This window comes from Kocuria sp. UBA1838 (genome assembly GCF_002338785.1).
In the GTDB taxonomy this organism is placed as follows: Bacteria; Actinomycetota; Actinomycetes; order Actinomycetales; family Micrococcaceae; genus Kocuria; species Kocuria marina.
Map to the genome: position 1 here is coordinate 142,579 of NZ_DDIY01000016.1, position 20,061 is coordinate 162,639.

The following is a 20,061-nucleotide window of genomic DNA, read 5'->3' on the forward strand; positions in this document are numbered from 1 at the left end:
CCGCCGACGCCGCGACGCGCGACTGCGATGCGCTGGGGCTCACGCTCAACTCCTGATTCGCTGACGGACATTCTTCTCGACCACTTGACGAACAGTGTGACCCACACCATTCTTGGTTTCAAGTATTCGGAAGTGATTTTCATTATTTGGCAATTGCCAACGCGATGACGCCCCACGGAAGGACCCGCTCATGAGCACGACCCCAGGACCGGACCAGCCGATCCACCCGCCGGCCCCGGCGGCGTCGGCGTCGTCGGGACAACTGACCGACTCACGCCCCGAGAACGTCAAGACCCCCAAGAAGGCGGCGCTGGCCAGCTGGATCGGCTCCGCGCTCGAGTACTACGACTTCGCGGTGTACGGCACCGCGGCGGCGCTCGTGCTCAACCACTTGTTCTTCCCCAAGGACGCGTCCCCGGGTGTGGCCATCCTGTTGGCCATGGGCACCGTGGGCGTGGCCTACGTGGTGCGGCCGCTGGGGGCGCTCATCATGGGCCCGCTCGGTGACCGGATGGGACGCAAGTTCGTCCTGATGCTGACCCTGTTCATGATGGGCGGCGCCACGTTCCTGGTCGGGTGCCTGCCCACGTACGACCAGGTGGGCCTGTTGGCACCCGCCCTGCTCGTGCTGTGCCGCGTGATCCAGGGCCTGTCCGCCTCTGGTGAGCAGGCCAGTGCCATCTCGGTGTCCCTGGAGCACGCCGACGACCGCCACCGTGCATTCACCACCTCGTGGACCCTGCAGGGGACGCAGTTCGGCACCCTGCTGGCCACCGCCGTGTTCATTCCGTTCACCCTGCTGCTGAGTGAGGAGCAGCTGTTCAGCTGGGGCTGGCGCGTCCCGTTCTGGATCTCCGCCGTGGTGGTCCTGGTCGCCTACCTGATCCGCCGTCACCTGGAGGAGCCGCCCGCCTTCGAGGACGCCCAGGCCGAGACCCCCGGCGAGAAGCCCGCGACCCCGCTGGCCCTGATGCTCAAGTACCACAAGGCCGCCGTGATCCGGATCGCCGCCGCCGCGCTGATCAACACCGTCAACGTAGTGTTCCTGGTGTGGTCCCTGTCCTTCGCGACCTCGGTCGTGGGCCTGGAACGCTCCACCATGCTGTGGGTGTCCGTGCTCGCCAACTTCGTGGCCCTGTTCACCATCCCCGCGTGGGCGTTGCTCGCGGACCGGGTGGGCCGCAAGCCCATCTTCGTAATGGGTGTGATCGGTTCCTCGCTGCTCATGTTCCCCTATCTGGGCGCGGTGTCTTCCGGTAACTGGGTCCTGATCTTCCTCCTGGGTGCGGTGCTCTCCGGCGTGTTCTACTCCATGGCCAACGGCATCTGGCCGTCCTTCTACGCCGAGATGTTCCCCACCCGGGTGCGCGTCTCCGGGCTCGCGCTGGGCACGCAGATCGGCTTCGCGATCTCCGGCGGCGTGACCCCCTTCCTGGCCACCGCCGTGGCCGGCGCCGAGGGCGACGCCTGGCTCAACGTGGCGCTCGTGGTCTGCGCCGCCGGTCTGATCTCGGTGATCGCCGCGCTCACGGCCAAGGAGACCAAGTCCCGTTCGCTGCGCAACATCGACGACCTGCACACCAGCCGCACGGAGGCACTCGAGGTCGTGGCACTGGGCAAGCGCAACGCCGCGGGCCGCTGATTCCGAGCTCTGGTCATCGCACTACCATTCCGTTGAAGGCGCGGTCGGGAGCTCCCCGGTCGCGCCTTCCGTCTGCCCGCCGTCAGGTGCGGTGGGTCGCGGAGGCTGCGCAGCGTCGTCGTCCGAGCACGGGGACGACGACGCCGCGCGGCCCCGTCCTCAGACGTCCCGGCGGCGTCCGGGCGGGCGGGTCGCGTGGATGGCGACCGAGACCAGCAGGGCGGCCACCCCGGCCCCGAGGGTGAGCAGGAACCCGTGCCGCGGCACGACCGACAGGACCCCGCCCAGTGCCGAGCCGAAGGAGACCCCCAGGACCAGGCAGGTCGTGAGCATGGTCATGACGCTCGCGATCCGGTGGGACGGGGCCACGCGCTCACCGCGCGTGTAGGCGCTGACCAGGATGGAGCCGACGCCCAGGCCGATCACCGTGAACAGCAGCGCCAGACCCACCGAGCCGGGGACCGGCAGCAGTAGGACGGACACCAGCACCACGAGAAGTGCTCCGCCGGCCACGCGCCATGCGAGCGGCACGCGCTCCGGGAGCCGGGACACCAGCACGCTCGCCACGGCGCTGCCCAGCCCCATGAAGCCGTAGATGATGCCCGTGTAGGCATCGGTCCCTCGGGCCGCGTTGATCGCGGTGAGTGCGGTCTGCGTGGAGCCGAAGACCGTACCCACGCACAGGCACGCGAGCATGGGCGGGAGGACGGCCTTCAGGCGGATCCGTGGGGCGGTGCCGTCGGTGAGGGTGGGCGTCTGCGCGTCCACCCTCATGCCGCGGCGGCTCACCAGGTAGGCGATGAAACACCCCTGACCCACCACGACCCACGTCATGAGCACCAAGAGCGCCGGATTCGGGCCGAGTACACCCACCAGGATCCCGGCGATCACGGGCCCCAGGATGAAGCTGATCTCGTCGCACGCGGTCTCGTACCCCAAGGCCTTGCCCACCAGGCCGGGGGTGTCCCGGCGCCTGGCCAGGGCGGACCAGCGGGCCCTCGCGATGGCTCCCACCTGGGGGTTCGCGGCGCCGACCACCGCGGCGCACACCAGGATCAGTGACCGGGGCGCGTCGTGAAGGACCACTGCGAGCAACGATCCCATCCCGAGCAGTTGCACCACGGTGGCCGCGAGCACCACGGGCAGGGGTCCGAATCGATCCACCAACCGCCCGATCACGGGCGCGCCCACGGCGGAACCGAGTCCCGCGGCGGCCACGGTGATCCCCGCGAACCCCAGGCCCAGACCGGCCCCGCTCACGTACAGCAACAGACCCAATTGCACCGTGGCGGCGGGGAGCCTGCCAACTAGCGCGGTGATGAGGAAGGGCCATCCGCCCGCAGCCGCGAGGGACAGTGAGTCCCGGGCGGGTTCAGGGACGGCGGGTGGGCGAGTGCTCACGGATTCTCCTGGGTACGACCGACGCCGCGCACCCGACCACACGCGCGGATAATCCCCTGACGACACCTCGATGCTACCCGGGGGCCATCGGGCCGCGGTCTCTACTGCACCCTCGTGGCCCAGCGCGCCAAGTCGGCCCAGGTCCGAGGCAAGCGCTTCGTCCACGTCGACTGCACGGAGTATTCCCGGCCCATCCTCGAACGGACGGGCCTGACGCCAATCACTTCGGTCACCGCCGCGACGTGGCGCCGAGGCTGATGACAGGGCAATTCGTCGAGCCCGAGCGGTTGTTGGGGCCGATCAAGGGCCAGCTATTTTGTGCGGTTGACGTAGTCGAGGAATGCGAAGTGGAGCAAAAGCAGCATCACCCCCCGCGAATCGACATTTGCTCAGCTAAAGCAGGGGGTCAGCCGCTCGTCCGAGGGTCCCCGGGCTGAGGCGCCAGTCACGACCCAAGAAACGCAGGAGGGTGGCAGCCGTCCGTCCAGACGGCTGCCACCCTCCTGAAGGAACCCGTGCCTACCGGGCCGCCACCTTCGCGAACGGGTAGTCCACGTACCCCTTGGGTCCGCCCACGTAAAAGGTCGTGGGATCCGGGGTGTTCAGCTCCAGCCCGTCACGCCAGCGCTCCACCAGGTCCGGGTTGGCAATGAGCTCACGGCCCACCACCACGCCGTCCGCGAGATCGGCGCTCATGATGTGCTCCGCCTCCTCGAGTTCGGTGACCACGCTGAAGCCGCTGTTGAGGTAGAACACACCCTCGAAGTCACGGCGCAGGTCCCGCACGAACTCCCCGTCCACGTCCTTGTGCAGCACGGACAGGTACGCGAGGTCGAGTCCGCGCAGACCGGTGAGCAACGCGTCATAGGTGGCCACGACGTCGTCGTGGTCGTCCTCGATCGCGCCCTGGACGTTGTGCTCGGGCGAGATCCGCAGCCCCACGCGCTGCCCGCCGATCTCCTCGGCGACGGCGCGCACCACCTCGATCACGAACCGTGCCCGGTTCTGCGGGGAGCCGCCGTACTCGTCGGTGCGGTGGTTGGAGGACGGGGCGAGGAACTCGTGGAGGATGTAGCCGTTGGCGCCGTGGATCTCCACGCCGTCGATCCCGGCGTCCACCGCGCGGCGGGCGGCGGCGACGAACTCCTGCTTGATGCGGGGCAGCTCGTCGGTCTCCAGGGCACGGGGCGTGGGCATGGGCTGCTTGCCGCTGGGCACGTGCACCGCCTGGTCCACACCGATCGCACTGGGGGCCTCGGGCAGGGGGCCGCCGGTGAGTTCGGGGTGGGAGACCCGCCCGGCGTTCATGATCTGCAGGAAGATCACGCCGCCCTTCTCGTGTACGGCGTCCGCCACCCGGGACCAGCCCTGGGCCTGCTCGGCGGTCTCGATGCCGGCCTGACCCCAGAACCCGCGGCTCGTCACGGCCGGGAACGTCCCCTCCGTGACCACGAGGCCCGCGGACGCCCGCTGCGAGTAGTACTCGACGTTCATGTCCTTGGGCACACCGTCCGCGTCGGAACGCATCCGGGTCAGCGGCGCCATGGCCACACGATTGGCGAGCTCGAACTTTCCTACGGTGATCGGGTCGAACAGGGTGGGCATATGTTTCCCTTCGTCGAAAGCTGTTGGTACTTGGTCAGTACCCACAACATCCTTCCCCCGCACACCATTCCCGAGGAAGGCTTTCAGAAGGGTCGCCGGAGGAGTTGCCGCAGCCCTTCTGCTCCTGGCCCACCAACGGGTTGCCGTACTGCAGCTTGTTCTGCAGCGGACCCAGGACGTTCTGTTCCTCACGGCCATTGCCCATGGGCATCTGCTGCGCCACGCCGACGAGCGCCTCGCACACGGAGTCGTAGACGTCCTCGTGGACGTAGAGGCGCGTGAGCGCGGCACACGTCTGGCCCGTGTTGATGAACGCACCCCAGAACAGGTCCCCGGCAATGGCCTGCAGGTCCACGTCCGGCAGCACCACACCGGCATCGTTGCCCCCGAGCTCGAGGGTCAGTCGTGCGAGCCCGTCCGCGGCCGAGCGCATGATCGCCTGGCCGGTCTTGGTGGAGCCGGTGAACATGATCTTCTCCACGCCGTCGTGTTCGGACAGCGCCTTGCCCACCTCGCCGCCGCCGGGCACCACGTGCAGGACGTCCGCCGGGAGCACCTGGTTGAGCACGTGGATCAGGCCCAGCACGGACAGCGGGGTGTACTCGGAGGGCTTGACCACTGCGGCGTTGCAGGGCGCTCCGGGCACCGGGGTGAATGGCTCCGGCCTGGGGGTGCTCCCGCTCTAGGCCAGCCCCAGCATCGCCCGGGCGATCAGGAAGTAGACCACGAGCCCGGCGGCATCCACGAACGTGGAGATGAACGGGTTGGAGAACACGGCCGGGTCCGCCCCGATGGTGCGTGCGATCAATGGCGTACATCCCCCCACGGTGGCGGCCAACGTACACAGGGCCAGCAGTGTCAGCCCGATCACCGCGCCGATGTCCCACCCGTAGATCAACCCCACGATCACGAATCCCAGTCCCCCCAACAACAGCCCCAGACACAGTCCCACGCGCATCTCGCGCAGCATGACCTTGACGACGTCCCGGGTGTGCACGTCCCCCAGGGCGAGCGCGCGGGTCAGGGATGTCGCCGCCTGGTTACCCGTGTTGCCGCCGGTGCCCGTGAGCAGCGGGATGAACACGGACAGCACCACGAGCTGTTCCAGGGTGGACTCGAACGTCTCCAACACCCGTACGGTGAGCACGGCGCTGACCGCGAGCACCAACAACCACACCACGCGCGAGCGCACGAGCCGGAACACGGGGGTGGACAGGTACGGCCTGCGCAACGGCTCGGAACCGCTGAGCCGCGCCTGGTCCTCGGACTCGGCGTCCTCGAGAATGTCCAGGGCGTCGTCCACGGTGAGCACGCCCACCAGGCGGTCCTCGTCGTCCACGACGGGCAGGCTGAGCACCCGCAGGGCCGCGCACTGGCGCGCCGCCCGCTCCCGGGGTTCCGTCGCGGACACCCGGTCCGCCTCCTCCATGACCTGTGAGACGAGGGTGTCCGGAGGGGCTGCCATGAGTCGCTGCAGGCTAGTCACGCCCAGGAGCCGCCGCTGCGGATCCGTGACCATGACCGTGTACACATTGCGGGTGCGTTCCAGTTCCCCGCGCACCCGTTCCAGACTCTCGGCGCACGTCAGGTCGGGGTGGGTCGTGACGTACGAGGGGTTCATCCGCCGCCCGATCGAGTTCTCCGGGTAGCCGAGCACCGCCGCGGTGAGCTCGCGCTCGGAGAGCGGTAATCCCTTCAACAGCCGGGTGGCCAGGGCCGCAGGCAGTTCGTCCAGCAGACTCACGCGGTCGTCGGTGTCCAGGGACTCGACGACGCCCGCGACCTCCTCGTCCCGCAGACCCGTCACGAGTTCGCGCTGCAGCGGCGCGTCGAGACGTTCGAACACGGGCACCGCGCGGTCCTTGGCCAGCATCCGGTAGGCGACGGCGCGCTGGCGCACTCCCAGCCGCTCCAACAGGTCCACGACCTCCCCCACCGTGAGCTCCGCGAGCAAGCGTGCCACCTCCGGCAGGTCCTGGCTCCCGATGGCCGATTCGACGGCGCGGAAGGGCCGTTGGACCTTGACTTCGTGGACACGGCTCACGTGCCACCCCTTCCTGGTCATTGGACGGCACCGACGGGACGCGGGAGCCGTTGCCAGCCTGTCAGAAATCGGACGCGCCCGCCCAGTGGTGGCCGCACTCTAGAGTGTTCTCGTATCGCCCCACCCCGCACCCGGGAGTGGTCCTCCAGGCCCGGCCAGGCCCCGCACCGAAGGGTGACCGTGTACGCAGACCCCACCGACATGACCGCCATCCGTGAACTCCTGCACGAGATCCTGCGCAACGATCCCGCACCCCTGCACCTGGGCATGGACCTCGGTGAGATCGAACAGGGCCGAGTGACCATGTCCATGACCGTGTCCGACTTCATGGCCAACGGCCACGGTGTCTGCCACGGCGGATACCTGTTCACCCTGGCGGACACCACGCTCGCGTACTGCTGCGCGACCGCCGGCTCCCCCATCCTCACGCGCAACGCCGAGATCACGTTCACGGCTCCCGCGCACAGCGGCCAGGTGATCACCGCGATCGCCACGCGCCGGGTGAGCTTCGGCAGGAATCAGATCTGCGACGTCGTCCTGGAGGCCGACGGGCGCGTGATCGCCTACTTCACGGGGCAGGGCACCACCCCGCCGCAGCCCAAAGGTACGGTGAAGTGACGGGCCGGACACTGTAACGCCCACCGCTGGAAGTTCTCGGGCACGCCGAGGCCACGTTCGACCCCGTGAGGTAGCCTCGGCGTGCCTCAGACTTTGGTGCGGGCTCGCGAATGACGCGCGGATGCGGCGTCGGCACTGGAACGCCGCGCCGTCACCGCATGACAGACCGGAACGGCGCTACACCCGCCCCCGGTGCACGATGCGACCGTCGTGGTTCACGCGCTCCTGGCCCAAATTATTGATGTGCGAATTTCCGAGCTCCTACACGAACGCGGTCGAGGACGCCGCGATGAGGTCCAAGACTTGCCTCACGGCGCGGTCCCCGATCCCGTGGATCGCCACCCACTCACCCACTCCCCCGCCTCGGCTTCCTGTGCGGCCTCGCGGATCGCTTTGACGACGTCGCTCGCTCGCGGTGTCACGGACGGCCTGCAGTCCGCCTTCATGGCCAGGCAGACATATATCCCGGGATGCCCGTGGGACTCGATGAGCCCCGGCATGAGGTAACGCCCACCCGCATCCACGACGGGTGCACCCTCCGGGGTGCGGGCGCGCGCGATGGCCGAATAGCGGACCTTGACCGGGAACAACTGGGTCAGGACGGTGCACACGGGGGCGTACGGGATGGAGGCGAAGCCGAGTCCCAGGATCATGGCCACGGTGATCAGGGCGGTGTCCCGGGTGTCCACGAGCCAGAAAATGGGGAAAGCCACGAGCGCGGCGATCGCGTAGCCGACGGCCTCCACGATGGACGGGGAGGTCTTGTCCGCGAGGGCCACCACGGCGGCCACGATCATGGAGGACAGGATGGTGCCAGTGGGCGAACCCAGCTGCACCACCGCGCTGGAGAAACCGCGCTTGTGCTCAGGGGCGTTCTCCACGGCCAGCAGGGTGGCGCCGCCCCATTCGCCGCGGACCGCCATGCCCTGCACGAACCGCAGGACGGCCAGCGCGGGGTCCTCGCCGCCGAAGAACAAGGGCGCGAAGACGATGGACGCGGTGGGGCCGAACAGGAAGAAGTCGTACCAGTCGAGGGACGTGCCCACGTAGGCGCCGATCAGCGCTTTGCAGGCCTTGCGGGGGTCGTGTTCTCGGGCCGCGGGATGCTCCGCGGTATGGTCCGTGGGACCTTCGGTCGTGCTGGACGTGACAACCTCTGGATCAGGGAAGTGGTGCCGTTGCCCCGGGACCCGCTCATACGAGCACCCGGAACAGTGGCCGCGATTATTTATGTGACCAGGGTCCTACACCGGAGCTTTTCGGCGGGTTCAAGACTGGAAGGGGTCCGCCCGAAATTCGCTGCCGCGAGACGGTTGTCGCGTCCCGTGGCAAGTGGTCGAATGAACGCATGAGTGAAAACAGCATCTGGGATGCCCTGGAATCCGCACGCGACAAGGCCAAGGAACGGGAGCAGGAGGAGATGCAGCGCGTCGAGGACGCGGACAACCACGAGCAGCAACGCGCCGCCAGCTCCCGCGTGGCAGCACGCCAAGCCGTGCGCGAGACGCTCGACGACATTCTCGCGCAGCGGGAGGGGTGAGGGGTTCACGGAGGGGGTGAGCCCCCCAGGCAACCTCGTGCGGCGCGGGGAACGGTTCCGTTCCCCGCGCCGCCGCGCCATCTGATATTGATGCTGGGGACGCACATCGACCGAGGAGTCCCCACGAGCACGCATCACTTCATCCGAGCACGGCTGCCGTGGGTGGTGGCCGGGATCATCCTCGTGGCGCTGAGCTTGCGCGGGCCCATCATCGCGCCCACGCCCGTGATCACGAACATCCAGGCGGACATCGGCCTGTCTTCGGTCGCGGCGGGGCTGCTCACGGGACTCCCGGTGTTCCTCTTCGCCGTGGTCACCCCGGCGGCCTCCGCGGTCATCCGACGCGCGGGCCCCGAGGCCGCCGTCCTGCTCTGCCTCATCGGTGTCCTAGTGGGCACCATCATCCGTTCCCTCGGCTCCACGCCCCTGCTGTTGGTGGGCACCGTGGTCATCGGGGCGTCGATCACGATCGGCAACATCGTGATCCCGGTCATCATCCGCCGCGACGTCCCCTGGCGCCAGGTCTCCGTGGTCACCGCCGCCTACTCCGCGGCCCTCAACGTGGGGTCCATGATCACCGCGCTCGGCACCGCGCCGCTCGCCGCCGCCCTGGGGTGGCGCTGGGCCCTCACGGCCTGGGGCGTCCTGGCGCTCGCCGGCATCGGCTACTGGCTCCTGCTTTCACGACGCCGCTCCGGCAGCCCCGGCGACGACGCCGCCTCAGCCGCCCACACGCCGTCGTCCCCCGACGCCCCCGGCTGCGGCGCGGCCCCCAACCCCCACGCGCCGTCGGCCCCCGAAACTTCAGAGGCCCCCGCGGAGATGCTGCCGCCAGCGGAACCCGACACCGCTCACGCGACGGGGCGTGTGCGGCGCATCGGCTGGTTGCTCGCGCTGGCGTTCTGCGGGCAGGCCATGGCCTACTACTCGGTGGCGGCGTGGCTACCCGCGTTGCTCGCGGACACGCGGGGGTTGAGCTTGGCGAGTTCCGGGGCCTCGGCGTCGCTGTTCCAAGTGGCCGCCGTCATCGGGGCGTTCGGCGTGCCCCTCCTGGCCGCACGGGCGCCCGCGTGGGTTCCGGTGGCACTGATCGGAGCGCTGTGGATCACCCTACCCATCGGCCTGATGCTCGCGCCGGGATGGTTCATCGCGTGGTCGCTCATCGGCGGGGCGGCCCAGGGCGGCGGTTTCACGGCGATCTTCTCGATCGTCGCCCGCGTGGCCCGCTCCTCCGCCGAGGCGGCGCGGATGTCCGCGCGGGTGCAGGGTATCGGCTACCTCGCGGCCACGATCGGGCCACCCCTGGCCGGAGGTTTGAACACCGCGACCGGGGCGTGGACGGCGCCCCTGCTGTTGGTGCTCGCCGCGACCGTGGTGTTCACGGTGGGCGGGGTGTTGGCGGCGTTCAGGGCGCGGTCGTGAACACCACGACATGACAGCGCGCGTTCCACTGCAGTTGATGTTACGGATACAGGACTGGGGCCCACTCACGAATGAGTGGGCCCCAGCCATCAGGTTCTGGATCTAGAACCTACGGAACGAGGTCTCAGCGACCCGGGTGGGTGGTGCCGTCCACGTTGGTGGTCCCGGTGTCGCGCACGGTGCTGGTCCCGGTGTCGCGGCGACGATCCGTGGTGTGGTCGACGTGGCGATCGTTGTGGACGGTCTTGTTTTTCTTCAGCAAACCAGCCAGACCCAAGAGACCGACCAGACCCCACAGGCCGGCGTTGCCGTTGTCGTCGTTGGTCTGCTGGCTCGTGGCGGGAGCCGGGCTCTCCTCGGCGGCGATGGCGGGGGCCGACACACCGGTGAGGATTGCGAGGGACAGGGCAGCGGTAGCAGCGGTCTTACGCATCATTTTGCACTCCTGGCTGGGAAAGGAAGCACCATCATTTGACGGCTTAATAAGCACCCTACCTTAATTGTGTGTCTCCGACGACCGGCCGGTGAGGAATATATGCCGTGGCGGGCCGGGAATAACAGCATGGATATTCGATAAGGTGGCGCATTGATTTCGCACCCTTGGAAATACGCTCTTAACTGGCCTAACGAGCCCCCCATTATGACTTCGCCACCTCTCGCGGGCAACAGTGTGCTCTATTTATATTCGGGAATAATCGGAGGCGAGTCCGAGAGCTTGATTCTCCTGGCCGGGCCCGCCGGAACACCGGCGCGTACTGTATTACCCAGGTGAAGCGGCGATTTCCTTAAATTTTCCCGGATACACGCGGGCGAAGAGGATGAATCGGGAATACATATACGATTTCGTCCTCGCGCCCCCAGCACCGATGATCGAGGAACGCAGAGGGCATTCCCCTACCCCCCTCCGTAACCTCACCCGTCCCGGACCAGCGCACCCCCTTCCCCGGGTAGTTTCAAGATCAGTTACCCCGGGAGGAGCTCACATGTCCCAGCGCATCGCCATCATCGGCGCGGGAATCGGCGGTCTGACCCTTGCCATCGATCTGCAGCGCAAGGGGTTGGACGTCCGGATCTACGAACAGACCGCTGTCCTGCGGGAGGTCGACGCCGCCGTCCCCCACCACGGCCAGGGTGCGAACCAGTCCATCGAGGACGCGATCGTCCTCTCCGACCTACTCTCCAGCACGACCGACTGGGACCATGCGCGTGCCGAGTACGAGCGGCGTCGTCGTTTCCGTACCCGCAAGATCGTGGACGCGTCCGTCACCGTGGGTGAAATGCTCCACCTGCCCGACGGCGCTCGCGCCCGGGAACGCAACACTCGCCTGGCCTCGCCGGACGCCTTCGACCGGGACCTGGACTGGATCCATTCGTTCCGTGCCGATGAGCAGGTCCCGGAAGCCCCGGCCGTGGGTGGGTGATCAGGAAGGGCGTCGCGCCCAGCGCGGCGCCCGCTCCGGCCGCGGTCCTACGCCCACCGCCAACGCCGGGAGCGCACTGAGCCACGGCAACTGCCGCACGACCTTCACGACCCACGACGGCGGCCGCAGGTCCCTGCCCCGGATCGCCGGCATGATCAGTGCCGCGTGCAGGATTCGCTGCATCCCCTGGATGACCACCGTGGGCACCATGCGGCGTCGCTGGATCCGCGCCAACGCACGCGCCTCCGCCCGCCCGGATGCACCGCCAGAACGCAGCAGCGGAGCCAGAATGCTGGCCGCAGCCACCGCGTCCTGCACCGCCAGATTGATCCCGACGCCGCCCACCGGCGACATCGCGTGTGCGGCGTCCCCGATGCACAGGACCCCCGGGGCGTGCCAGCGGCGCAGCCGGTCCAGGCGCACGTCGAGGTGCTTCACGTCCGCCATAGACCCGATCCCGGTCACCCCGGTGACCGCCTCCGGGAAGAGCTGCGCGGCGTCGGCCCGGAAGGCGTCGAGACCGCGGGCGCGCACGGCGTCGTCGGCACCCTTGGGGCCCAGCTGCGCGACCTGGATGTAGCCGTCGCGCGGGATGCCGATGGCCACTCGCCCCCGGTTCGAGCGCGGCAGCAGCGACTCCCCCACGCGGCGATCGGTGGGCAGACGGTACCACCAGACGTCGAAGCCCACGGCGCGCTCCCGCGCCGGAAACCCTACGGCGCGGCGGATCACGGACCAGCGGCCGTCGCACGCGATCGTGAGATCAGCCGCCACCTGTCCGGTACCTTCCGGCGATTCGACGACGACGCCGCTCACCCGCCCCTTCTCCCACGTCACCCCGGTGACCTCGTGCTCCGTGCGCAGCGAGAACGTGGGTTCGGCGGCGGCCGCGTCCGCGAGCAGGTCCAGAAGATCCCACTGTGGGACCATGGCGATGTAGGGGTGGCGCACCGGCAACCGGGTGAAGTCCACCATGCGCACCGGGCGGCCCTCGGGGTCCGGGAGGTCCACGTGGGTGACCCTGGAATGCGGAATGGCCTCGAAACGATCGAAGAGACCGAGATCGTCGAGCAGGGCCAGGGTGGTGGGATGCACGGTGTCCCCGCGGAAGTCGCGGAGGAAGTCCGCGTGCTTCTCCAACACCGTGACCGCCACACCCGCACGCGCCAGTAGGAGACCCAGCACCAGGCCGGCCGGACCGCCGCCGACGATGGCGCACGTGGTGCGAACGGTGGGCGGCTCCGCGGGCGTCGTCACCCCGCCAGCCCCTTCACGAATCCCCAGAACGTTTCCGCGCTCACGGTCAGATGGTGCGCGAAGGCCTCCAGGTCCTCACTCGAGTCCCGGCGGTAGTTCACGCAGAACTCGTAGCCGTCCGTATGGGTCGTGTACGTGACACCGAAGCCCTCGGGTGTGGTGGGCGCGAACGCGTAGCGCACGATCGGGTCCGGACCGCCGATGGACGTGGTGGACAGGAAGTCGTGGCGCATGGCCGCGATCCCCGGGGAGTCGAAGAACTCGGACAGCTCCCCCGTCTTCCGGGCCATCATGGCGAGTCCCAACAGGTGGCGATCCACACCGCGGGCGTTCTTACAGGCCTTGACCCAGCCACGATGTGCGTCCAGGGCCTCCGTGAACAGCTCCTCGGTCGCCTCACCAGCGAGGAGGGCGCGGGCGAATGCGGTGGCCTGCGGGGTCACGGGGCGGAGGCACTCGGTGCGCCCCGCCTGGAACTCACGCATGTCCACCGCTTCATATACACCGCGCGCCGTCCCGTACGTCGCGAGCTGGGCGAGCAACATGATGAATTGCTGAGCGGCGTCGTCGCTGATCCTGAACGGGAGTTCGGCGCGGTGCAGCCGCGGCACGAACACCCGGTGCACGCCCAGCAGCGCGGCCTCCGTGCGGTATTGGGCGACCCGCGCCACGAGTTCGTCACGCAACTGCGGCTCGAGCTCCCACGTAATCGCGGCGGGTTGCGGGGCGTCCGGCAGCGCGGCCTCGTCCGGGATCGTCACGTCCTGCATGGCTCCCGCGACGGCCAGGATCGTAGCCCCGTCCACGGTGCTGTGTTCCACGTGCATGGCCAGCCACGGATCCTCGAGGCACACCTCGTACGTGATCGGTTTGTAGGCCCAGGCTTGCCCCACTTCGAACGCGCAGCGCTCCAGGTGCTCCACGACCTCGGCCCGTGCCCCCACGACATTGACCAGGAACACCATGCGGCTGATCCGGTCGTAGATCTCCGCGTTGTGCTCGTTCGAAGTCAATTTCTCCAACAGGGGCGCGGCCGTCTCACTGCCCAGGTAGGACAGCGCCCCGAACGGCAGCTCGGTCTCCCGCGGTTCGTCCCGCTCCACGACCGCGCGCAGCCCCGCGGCCACCGTGCGCAGCGGCAGCGGTTGCCGGTCCTGGGTACTGATCGTCAGCGCGTACAGCCGGCCGCGGTGGATCACGCCGATCTCCTCCGCTGCCTCGGCCGACCCCGACGACGCCGCTCGCTCCGGTCTGCGGATCTCGTCCCGTTCCGCGCGAGGATGCCGCACCCCGCCCGTGAGACATTCCCATTGGGACATACTCACGTCGTTACCGCGGGGATCCACCTCCTGCGGGGTCTCCCCGCGCACCTGCCGTAGATGCACCCACGCCGCCCGGTAGACGAGTTCGGCCGCCCGGCCCAGCCCCGGGGCGCCGAAGTCCCCCGTGATCTGGAATCCCACGTTGGTGGTCAGCGGCAGGGGTGTGCGCACGCTCAGATATCCGTCCAGCCACTCCCGGGACAACCAACTGCGCCCCTCGGCGTCCTCCGCACGGGCGAACTCCTCGAGTGCCGCTTGTAACCGCGGGCCCTCCCCGGTCCGGAACGCTTCCGCATCACGCCGGGTCCGCTCGAGCGCCGCGCCGTCCACGAGGGGGTCGACGGCGCTCAGCATCCGCTGCAGCGTCTCCTCCAGCGGGGGCACGGGAAGGGGTTTGACACCCATGAGGCATCCTTTCGGTCGCGGGAACAGGAGGGTCGGGTCAAGGGGAGGGTCGGCGCGACGGCGCCCGTGCGGATCCGCCGCGGTGTTCCATGGGGTCGAGGTCTACAGCTCCCCGTAGCGGGCCAGCGCGCGGGCCAGCCGCTGCACGCCCTCGTGGATTACGTCCGGGGCATGGGTCACGAAGGACAACCGCATGGTGGACTCGTCCGGGTCGTGCGCATAGAAGGAGGCACCCGGGACGAAGGCCACGCCTTCCTCTACCGCGAACGGTAGCAATCGGGTGGTGTCGATCCCGTGCCCCAGTCGAACCCACAGGAACATGCCTCCGTCCGGGCGGGTGATGTGAGCGTCCCGCGGGAGGACGGCCTCGAGTTCCGCGTACATGGCCCGCGCCCGCTCGGCGTAGACGGGACGTACGCGCTCGAGGTGCGCCTCGACGTCGGCGGTTGCAAGATACCGCGCCACGGCCAACTGGTCCGGCACGGGCGACTGCAGCCCGATCGCCTGCTTGGCCACAGTGAGCGTGAACTGGATGGGCCCCTCGGAGCGCATCCACCCGATCCGCACCCCCGGGGCGATGATCTTGGACACCGAGTTCAGCAGGATCGTCTGCGCGGACATCCCCGGAAGGGATGCGATGGGGGCCATGGGCTCGCCCGTGTAACACAACTCGCCGTACGGGTCGTCCTCCACGAGCGCGGTGCCGGTGCGCAGCAGGACGTCCGCGACGGCGCGGCGTCGTTCCACGGGCATGCAGATCCCGGACGGGTTCTGGAAGGACGGGATCAGGTAGACGAAGGTGGGGCTGTGCTCGGCGATGAGCCGCTCGAGCTCCTCCGGCACCACGCCGTGCTCGTCCGTGGGGACGCCCACCATGTGCGCACCGTTGAGATCGAAGGCCTGCACAGCCGCCAGGTAGGTGGGCCGTTCCACGAGGATCACGTCCCCCGGGTTGACGAGCGCCTGGGCCACCACGAACAACCCCTCCTGGGAGCCCGTGGTCACCTGGACCTGGTCCGCAGTGGTGGGCAGGTGCCTGCTGACCCGACGCGCCGCTTGCTCGCGAAGTTCCAGCTCACCCTCGCTCGAGGCGTACTGCAGCGCGCGTGCAGGGTGGTTCGCGAATACCCACTCGTAGGCGGCCTTGATGTCATCGACCTCGAAGTACGCGGGATCCGGGACACCACCGGCGAACGAGATCACACCCTCCTTGGACACCACCTCCAACAGGTCGCGCACGGGGGAGGAATCCACCCCGCGCAGACGGTCGGCGATACGGAACGAGAAGGGTTCGAGGGTGCTCATGCGGCCAGTATCCCACCGGCCCCGGAACGGTGAGGGTCCGGGATCACTCACCCAGGGGCGTGCGCGCGCACCAGGCTCTCAGGAGGGCGAGCACGTGACGGTCGAACGCGGCGTCGGCGTCCGTGTCGGGGAGGACCGGACAGCTCATCTCGATGGCGATCCATCCATGGACGCCCACCCAGAGTGTGGCACCGATGACCTCCACGGGGAGGTCATGGAAGATCCCCTTGTCGATGGCCCCGCGGACCAGTCGGTACATGGGTTGCATGGCCGTGTTCGCGAATTCCGCGCAGCTGGATCCCCCGGTGGAACCGTCCCTGCGGGCGCCGATGCAGTCCCCCGCCTTGCCCAGGATCACGTTGTACAGCGCCGGGAACTCCAGGGCCCAGCGTCTGCAGGAGCGGGCGAGTGCGCGCATGTCCGCCACGGGTTCGCCGGTGCGCACGGCCATCTCGTGCGCGCTGAGGTAGCTCACGATCGCTTCCTCCCGCACGGCATCGATCAGGGCGTCCCTGCTGCCAAACATGGTGTAGATCGCGGTGGTGGAGCAGCCGTGCTTGGCGGCCAGTGGCCGGAGGGAAACGGACTCGACACCGCCGGCCAGGATCTGTTCGGCGGTGCTCTTAATCAGTGCTTTGCGAGTGATCTCGTCAAATTTTCGGGGTCGGGCCACACGTGCGATCGTACTGGTCAGAGCCTTGTTAGCGCATTAATTATCGAGAATTGCGGGCACTTAGGGGACAACTGTATACCAGTTCGCGACCCCTCGAGGTGCCCCGTGATTCATCCCTCGTGAGCCGAACGACGATTGCGCCGGATCCGCTTGACGACCCACCACACCAGGAACAGCAGGACCGCGATCACCACGATGCGTGAGAACACCCCGGCGTACTGTTCCGCGATGTGCCAGTTCTCCCCCAGGAAGTACCCGGCGAGCACGAAAATGGTGTTCCAGATCAGGGACCCGGCCGCGCTAAGCACCACGAACAGCCCGAACGACATCCGCTCGATCCCCGCGGGAACGGAGATCAGGGATCTGAAGATGGGGATCATCCTCCCGAAGAACACGGCGGCCTTGCCGTGGCGGTCGAACCACTCCTCGGTGCGATCCAGGTCATGCAGATCCACGAGTGGCATCTTGTCCACGATCACGCGCAGGCGGCGTCGTCCCAGTGCGGCGCCGATCCAGTACAGCGCGATCGCGCCCACGACCGACCCCAGCGTGGTCCAGAAGATGGCCCCGCCCAGGCTGAAATTGCCCTGGCTGGCCGTGAAACCGGCGAGCGGGAGGATCACCTCGGACGGCAGCGGCGGGAACAGGTTCTCCAGGGCCACGAGCAGTCCGGCGCCGGGAGCGCCGATGGCTTCCATGACGCCCACCACCCACCCCGCGATACCGGAGAGCTGAGCACTCTCGTCGGCTGATGTGGCGGCCAGGATGGCAGGCAGGGACATGAAGGTGTTCTCCGCACGTGGTCGTCAGGGGTGTGTCCGCCATGCTACGGGAGGAATCTTGGGGTCCGCTTGGAGCTATCGGGGCGGTGCGCGATTGAATGGGGCCATGCGTCTGTGGTCAGTTCACCCGTCCCTGCTGGACCGTCGTGCTCTGGTGGCGTGCTGGCGGGAGGGTCTGCTCGCCCAGAAGGTCCTGCTCGGTCAGACCAAGGGCTACACGCGCCACCCCCAGCTACAGCGCTTCCGCGCCACGAGCGATCCGGTCCTGTCCGTGGCCACGTACCTGCACGGCGTCGCCGACGAGGCCGACCGCCGCGGCTACAACTTCGACCGCACCCGCCTGGCCCGGGAGGCGAGCACACAGCCCATCACGCTCACCGTGACCACCGGTCAGCTGCGCTACGAGTTCGAGTTCCTGCTGCGCAAGGTCCTCGACCGCGACCCCGAGTGGGCGCGATCCGCACTGGACGGCATCGATCCCCATGCCGCTCCCCACCACCCGTTGTTCGTCCCGGTTCCCGGGCCGGTCGCCGAGTGGGAGCGCGTGAAGTAACCGGTTCGGGCCACCGCCGTGTCCGAAATCCGCTAGCGCCCGGCGCCCGGGCGTGGGACCGTGGGACGCATGCCCCCTCAAGACTCCTCGTTCGACGAGCGCTACCGGGCTGTCGAGTCCCGGGACGGGCGCTTCGACGGGCAGTTCGTGACCGCGGTGCGCACCACCGGGATCTACTGCCGCCCGAGCTGCCCCGCGCGCACGCCCCACCGCGAGAACGTGCGCTTCTACCGCACGAGCGCGGCCGCCCACGCCGCCGGGTACCGCGCCTGCAAACGCTGTGTCCCGGAAGCCGTGCCGGGGTCCCCGGAGTGGGATCTGCGCGGGGACGTGGTGGGGCGCGCCATGCGGCTCATCACCGAGGGGGTCGTGGACCGCGAGGGCGTGCTGGGACTCGCGCGGCGCGTGGGATATTCCACGCGCCACCTCACCCGCGTGCTGACGGAGGAACTCGGCGCCGGACCGCTCGCGCTCGCCCGCGCCCACCGGGCCCAGACGGCGCGCGCCCTACTGACGCAGACGGACCTGCCGGTCGCGGAGACCGCGTTCGCGGCGGGATTCTCGAGCATCCGACAGTGCAACGAGGTGATCCGCGAGGTGTACGACATGACCCCGCAGCAATTGCGGGCGCGCAGCATGAGCACCGGACCCTCGGGACACGGCGCGGCGAGTGAGCCGGGCGAGGTGGACCTCGCGTTGAGCTATCGCGAGCCCCTGGACGTGCGCGGGCTGTTCGTGTGGTTCGCGGTCCATGCGGTGGACGGCGTGGAGGTCGGGACCCCCACCTCCTACACCCGCGCGCTGAGCCTGCCCGGCGGCCCGGCCTGGCTGCGCGTGTACGAGCGCGCGGGGCGGTTGCGGTTGCGCACGCGGGTCACGGATCTCGCGGACCTGCCCGTGCTGATCGCCCGGGTGCGTCGGCTCTTCGACCTGGACGCCGATCCGGAGGCAGTGGCCGCCGCGCTGTCCCGCGTCCCGGTGTTGCGCCCGCTGGTCGAGGCCGCCCCGGGGCTGCGGGTCGCCGGTTCCGCGGACCCGCACGAGACGTTGATCCGCACGCTCATCGGTCAGCAGATCTCCCTGGCCGCGGCCCGCACCGTGTTGGGTGCCCGCGCGCGGGACATGGGAGAACCCGCGCCCTCCTTCGCCACCGGCATCCGGTACATGTTCCCGACCGCAGCGGCCATCGCCGAGCACGGCGTCCAGTTCCTGGGCGGGCCGGCCGCGCGGGTCCAGGCGGTCCTGGGTGCTGCCCGCGCGCTCGCCTCGGGTGATTTGCAGTTGTCCCCCGGTGACGACGCCACTCAGCAACGCGCCGCGCTCCTCACCCTCCCCGGGGTGGGGCCATGGACCGCGGACCACGTGCGCATGCGGGTCACCGGGGACCCGGACGTGTTCCTGATCGACGACGGGGCCATGCGCGCCGGTGCCCGACGGCTCGGGCTCCCGGACACCAGACCCGCACTCGTGGACTGGGCAGGGGCCGCTGCCCCATGGCGCAGTTACGCCACCACCCATCTGTGGGGTCCGCTGACCCCTCCCGCATCCTTCTCGGAAAGTGTGCAGTCATGACATATGTCGTTGAGAGCATTGACACCCCTGATGGTTCCTTCACGGCAGTGGCCCGGGAGGACGGAACCGTCGTGGCCTCCGGATGGACACGCTCGACCGAGCAGCTACTCGCGCGGATCCGCCCGGCCTTCCGTCCGGAGGAAGCGCAATCCGGCGACGTGCCCGCACTGGAGGCGGTCCGCGCGTTCTACGACGGCAACCTCGACTCCGTCATGACCGTGCCCGTGGACCTGCACGGCACCGAGGGCCAGCAGGCCGGGTGGGCCGCGCTGCGCCGCATCCACCCCGGGTCCCCCCTGACCTACACCGAGTTCGCGCGGGAGCTCGGCAATCCCCGGGCCGTTCGGGCGGCGGCGTCGGTGTGCGCCCGCAATCCCGTGGCGCTGTTCGTCCCGTGCCACCGGGTGCTGCGTTCGGACGGTTCCATGGGTGGGTTCGCGTGGGGCGAGGCGATCAAGCGTGATCTGCTGCGGCGGGAGGCACGCTCCGCGGCATGACA

At 68.9% G+C, this 20,061-nt stretch carries 18 protein-coding genes and 1 pseudogene; 8 read left to right on the plus strand and 11 right to left on the minus strand.

The features are described 5' to 3' along the window. Window positions 1-190 precede the first annotated feature (190 nt). Window positions 191-1,642: an MFS transporter gene (locus B3I25_RS08800; protein ID WP_286738670.1), complete on the plus strand. Its 1,452-nt coding sequence runs from the start codon at window positions 191-193 to the stop codon at window positions 1,640-1,642. A gap of 159 nt (window positions 1,643-1,801) precedes the next feature. Here the strand turns inward: B3I25_RS08800 and B3I25_RS08805 are convergent, their stop codons facing one another. From B3I25_RS08805 to mgtE, 4 genes and pseudogenes are all read right to left on the minus strand, one after another. After that, the gene (locus B3I25_RS08805; RefSeq protein ID WP_286738671.1) at window positions 1,802-3,043 is read right to left on the minus strand and encodes an MFS transporter; all 1,242 of its coding nucleotides are present in this window, start codon (window positions 3,041-3,043) and stop codon (window positions 1,802-1,804) included. A gap of 519 nt (window positions 3,044-3,562) precedes the next feature. Continuing rightward, entirely contained in the window at window positions 3,563-4,648 is a 1,086-nt protein-coding gene (locus B3I25_RS08810) for an alkene reductase (protein ID WP_193519246.1), read from the minus strand. Between the two features lie 73 nt (window positions 4,649-4,721). Further along, a pseudogene (locus B3I25_RS08815) lies at window positions 4,722-5,276 on the minus strand (aldehyde dehydrogenase family protein); the annotation flags it as partial. Window positions 5,277-5,330: 54 nt separating this feature from the next. Then, complete coding sequence (gene mgtE / locus B3I25_RS08820) at window positions 5,331-6,692, minus strand: magnesium transporter (RefSeq protein ID WP_286738672.1); 1,362 nt, start codon at window positions 6,690-6,692, stop codon at window positions 5,331-5,333. Between the two features lie 180 nt (window positions 6,693-6,872). On the opposite strand from mgtE, the gene B3I25_RS08825 reads away from it, so the two are divergent. Then, the gene (locus B3I25_RS08825; protein ID WP_064846888.1) at window positions 6,873-7,310 is read left to right on the plus strand and encodes a PaaI family thioesterase; all 438 of its coding nucleotides are present in this window, start codon (window positions 6,873-6,875) and stop codon (window positions 7,308-7,310) included. Between the two features lie 308 nt (window positions 7,311-7,618). Here B3I25_RS08825 and B3I25_RS08830 read toward each other — a convergent pair whose 3' ends face one another. Continuing rightward, on the minus strand, window positions 7,619-8,356 hold the full coding sequence (locus B3I25_RS08830; RefSeq protein ID WP_286738673.1) for an MFS transporter: 738 nt from the start codon (window positions 8,354-8,356) through the stop codon (window positions 7,619-7,621). A gap of 302 nt (window positions 8,357-8,658) precedes the next feature. On the opposite strand from B3I25_RS08830, the gene B3I25_RS08835 reads away from it, so the two are divergent. Further along, window positions 8,659-8,850, plus strand: a complete 192-nt coding sequence (locus tag B3I25_RS08835; RefSeq protein ID WP_035965649.1) for a hypothetical protein — start codon at window positions 8,659-8,661, stop codon at window positions 8,848-8,850. A gap of 90 nt (window positions 8,851-8,940) precedes the next feature. Further along, on the plus strand, window positions 8,941-10,272 hold the full coding sequence (locus B3I25_RS08840; RefSeq protein ID WP_286738675.1) for a CynX/NimT family MFS transporter: 1,332 nt from the start codon (window positions 8,941-8,943) through the stop codon (window positions 10,270-10,272). A gap of 124 nt (window positions 10,273-10,396) precedes the next feature. Here the strand turns inward: B3I25_RS08840 and B3I25_RS08845 are convergent, their stop codons facing one another. Next, window positions 10,397-10,708: a WGxxGxxG family protein gene (locus B3I25_RS08845; protein ID WP_064845415.1), complete on the minus strand. Its 312-nt coding sequence runs from the start codon at window positions 10,706-10,708 to the stop codon at window positions 10,397-10,399. Between the two features lie 547 nt (window positions 10,709-11,255). Between B3I25_RS08845 and B3I25_RS08850 the strand changes: the two genes are divergently transcribed. After that, window positions 11,256-11,693, plus strand: coding sequence for an NAD(P)-binding protein (locus B3I25_RS08850; protein WP_286738677.1), 438 nt, complete (start codon window positions 11,256-11,258; stop codon window positions 11,691-11,693). Here B3I25_RS08850 and B3I25_RS08855 read toward each other — a convergent pair whose 3' ends face one another. The 5 genes from B3I25_RS08855 to B3I25_RS08875 all read right to left on the minus strand — a co-directional run bounded on the left by B3I25_RS08855 (window position 11,694) and on the right by B3I25_RS08875 (window position 17,437). After that, window positions 11,694-12,950 (minus strand): FAD-dependent oxidoreductase, encoded by a 1,257-nt coding sequence (locus B3I25_RS08855; protein ID WP_286738679.1) that lies wholly within the window; start codon window positions 12,948-12,950, stop codon window positions 11,694-11,696. Further along, the gene (locus B3I25_RS08860) at window positions 12,947-14,677 is read right to left on the minus strand and encodes a choline/carnitine O-acyltransferase (protein WP_286738680.1); all 1,731 of its coding nucleotides are present in this window, start codon (window positions 14,675-14,677) and stop codon (window positions 12,947-12,949) included. Before B3I25_RS08860 ends, B3I25_RS08855 begins: the two co-directional genes overlap by 4 nt. Window positions 14,678-14,779: 102 nt before the next feature. Next, complete coding sequence (locus tag B3I25_RS08865; RefSeq protein ID WP_286738681.1) at window positions 14,780-15,982, minus strand: PLP-dependent aminotransferase family protein; 1,203 nt, start codon at window positions 15,980-15,982, stop codon at window positions 14,780-14,782. A gap of 43 nt (window positions 15,983-16,025) precedes the next feature. Continuing rightward, a complete protein-coding gene (locus tag B3I25_RS08870; RefSeq protein WP_286738682.1) occupies window positions 16,026-16,655 on the minus strand; it encodes a TetR/AcrR family transcriptional regulator in 630 nt (209 codons plus the stop codon). Window positions 16,656-16,765: 110 nt separating this feature from the next. Then, the gene (locus tag B3I25_RS08875; RefSeq protein ID WP_286738684.1) at window positions 16,766-17,437 is read right to left on the minus strand and encodes a DedA family protein; all 672 of its coding nucleotides are present in this window, start codon (window positions 17,435-17,437) and stop codon (window positions 16,766-16,768) included. A gap of 106 nt (window positions 17,438-17,543) precedes the next feature. Between B3I25_RS08875 and B3I25_RS08880 the strand changes: the two genes are divergently transcribed. The 3 genes from B3I25_RS08880 to B3I25_RS08890 all read left to right on the plus strand — a co-directional run bounded on the left by B3I25_RS08880 (window position 17,544) and on the right by B3I25_RS08890 (window position 20,059). Further along, window positions 17,544-17,990: a pyrimidine dimer DNA glycosylase/endonuclease V gene (locus B3I25_RS08880; protein WP_035965658.1), complete on the plus strand. Its 447-nt coding sequence runs from the start codon at window positions 17,544-17,546 to the stop codon at window positions 17,988-17,990. Between the two features lie 69 nt (window positions 17,991-18,059). Next, a complete protein-coding gene (locus B3I25_RS08885) occupies window positions 18,060-19,562 on the plus strand; it encodes a DNA-3-methyladenine glycosylase 2 family protein (protein ID WP_206478879.1) in 1,503 nt (500 codons plus the stop codon). Continuing rightward, the gene (locus B3I25_RS08890; RefSeq protein ID WP_085106872.1) at window positions 19,559-20,059 is read left to right on the plus strand and encodes a methylated-DNA--[protein]-cysteine S-methyltransferase; all 501 of its coding nucleotides are present in this window, start codon (window positions 19,559-19,561) and stop codon (window positions 20,057-20,059) included. Before B3I25_RS08885 ends, B3I25_RS08890 begins: the two co-directional genes overlap by 4 nt. The last annotated feature ends 2 nt before the right edge of the window (window positions 20,060-20,061 follow it).

What these genes read in the sequence shown, in the direction of transcription:
- B3I25_RS08840 (WP_286738675.1), top strand. Translation starts at nt 8,941, where the DNA reads ATGCTGGGGACGCACATCGACCGAGGAGTCCCCACGAGCACGCATCAC.
- B3I25_RS08880 (WP_035965658.1), top strand. Translation starts at nt 17,544, where the DNA reads ATGCGTCTGTGGTCAGTTCACCCGTCCCTGCTGGACCGTCGTGCTCTG.
- B3I25_RS08865 (WP_286738681.1), bottom strand. Translation starts at nt 15,982, where the DNA reads ATGAGCACCCTCGAACCCTTCTCGTTCCGTATCGCCGACCGTCTGCGC.
- B3I25_RS08835 (WP_035965649.1), top strand. Translation starts at nt 8,659, where the DNA reads ATGAGTGAAAACAGCATCTGGGATGCCCTGGAATCCGCACGCGACAAG.
- B3I25_RS08810 (WP_193519246.1), bottom strand. Translation starts at nt 4,648, where the DNA reads ATGCCCACCCTGTTCGACCCGATCACCGTAGGAAAGTTCGAGCTCGCC.
- B3I25_RS08845 (WP_064845415.1), bottom strand. Translation starts at nt 10,708, where the DNA reads ATGATGCGTAAGACCGCTGCTACCGCTGCCCTGTCCCTCGCAATCCTC.
- B3I25_RS08875 (WP_286738684.1), bottom strand. Translation starts at nt 17,437, where the DNA reads ATGTCCCTGCCTGCCATCCTGGCCGCCACATCAGCCGACGAGAGTGCT.
- B3I25_RS08890 (WP_085106872.1), top strand. Translation starts at nt 19,559, where the DNA reads ATGACATATGTCGTTGAGAGCATTGACACCCCTGATGGTTCCTTCACG.
- B3I25_RS08850 (WP_286738677.1), top strand. Translation starts at nt 11,256, where the DNA reads ATGTCCCAGCGCATCGCCATCATCGGCGCGGGAATCGGCGGTCTGACC.
- B3I25_RS08800 (WP_286738670.1), top strand. Translation starts at nt 191, where the DNA reads ATGAGCACGACCCCAGGACCGGACCAGCCGATCCACCCGCCGGCCCCG.
- B3I25_RS08885 (WP_206478879.1), top strand. Translation starts at nt 18,060, where the DNA reads ATGCCCCCTCAAGACTCCTCGTTCGACGAGCGCTACCGGGCTGTCGAG.
- B3I25_RS08860 (WP_286738680.1), bottom strand. Translation starts at nt 14,677, where the DNA reads ATGGGTGTCAAACCCCTTCCCGTGCCCCCGCTGGAGGAGACGCTGCAG.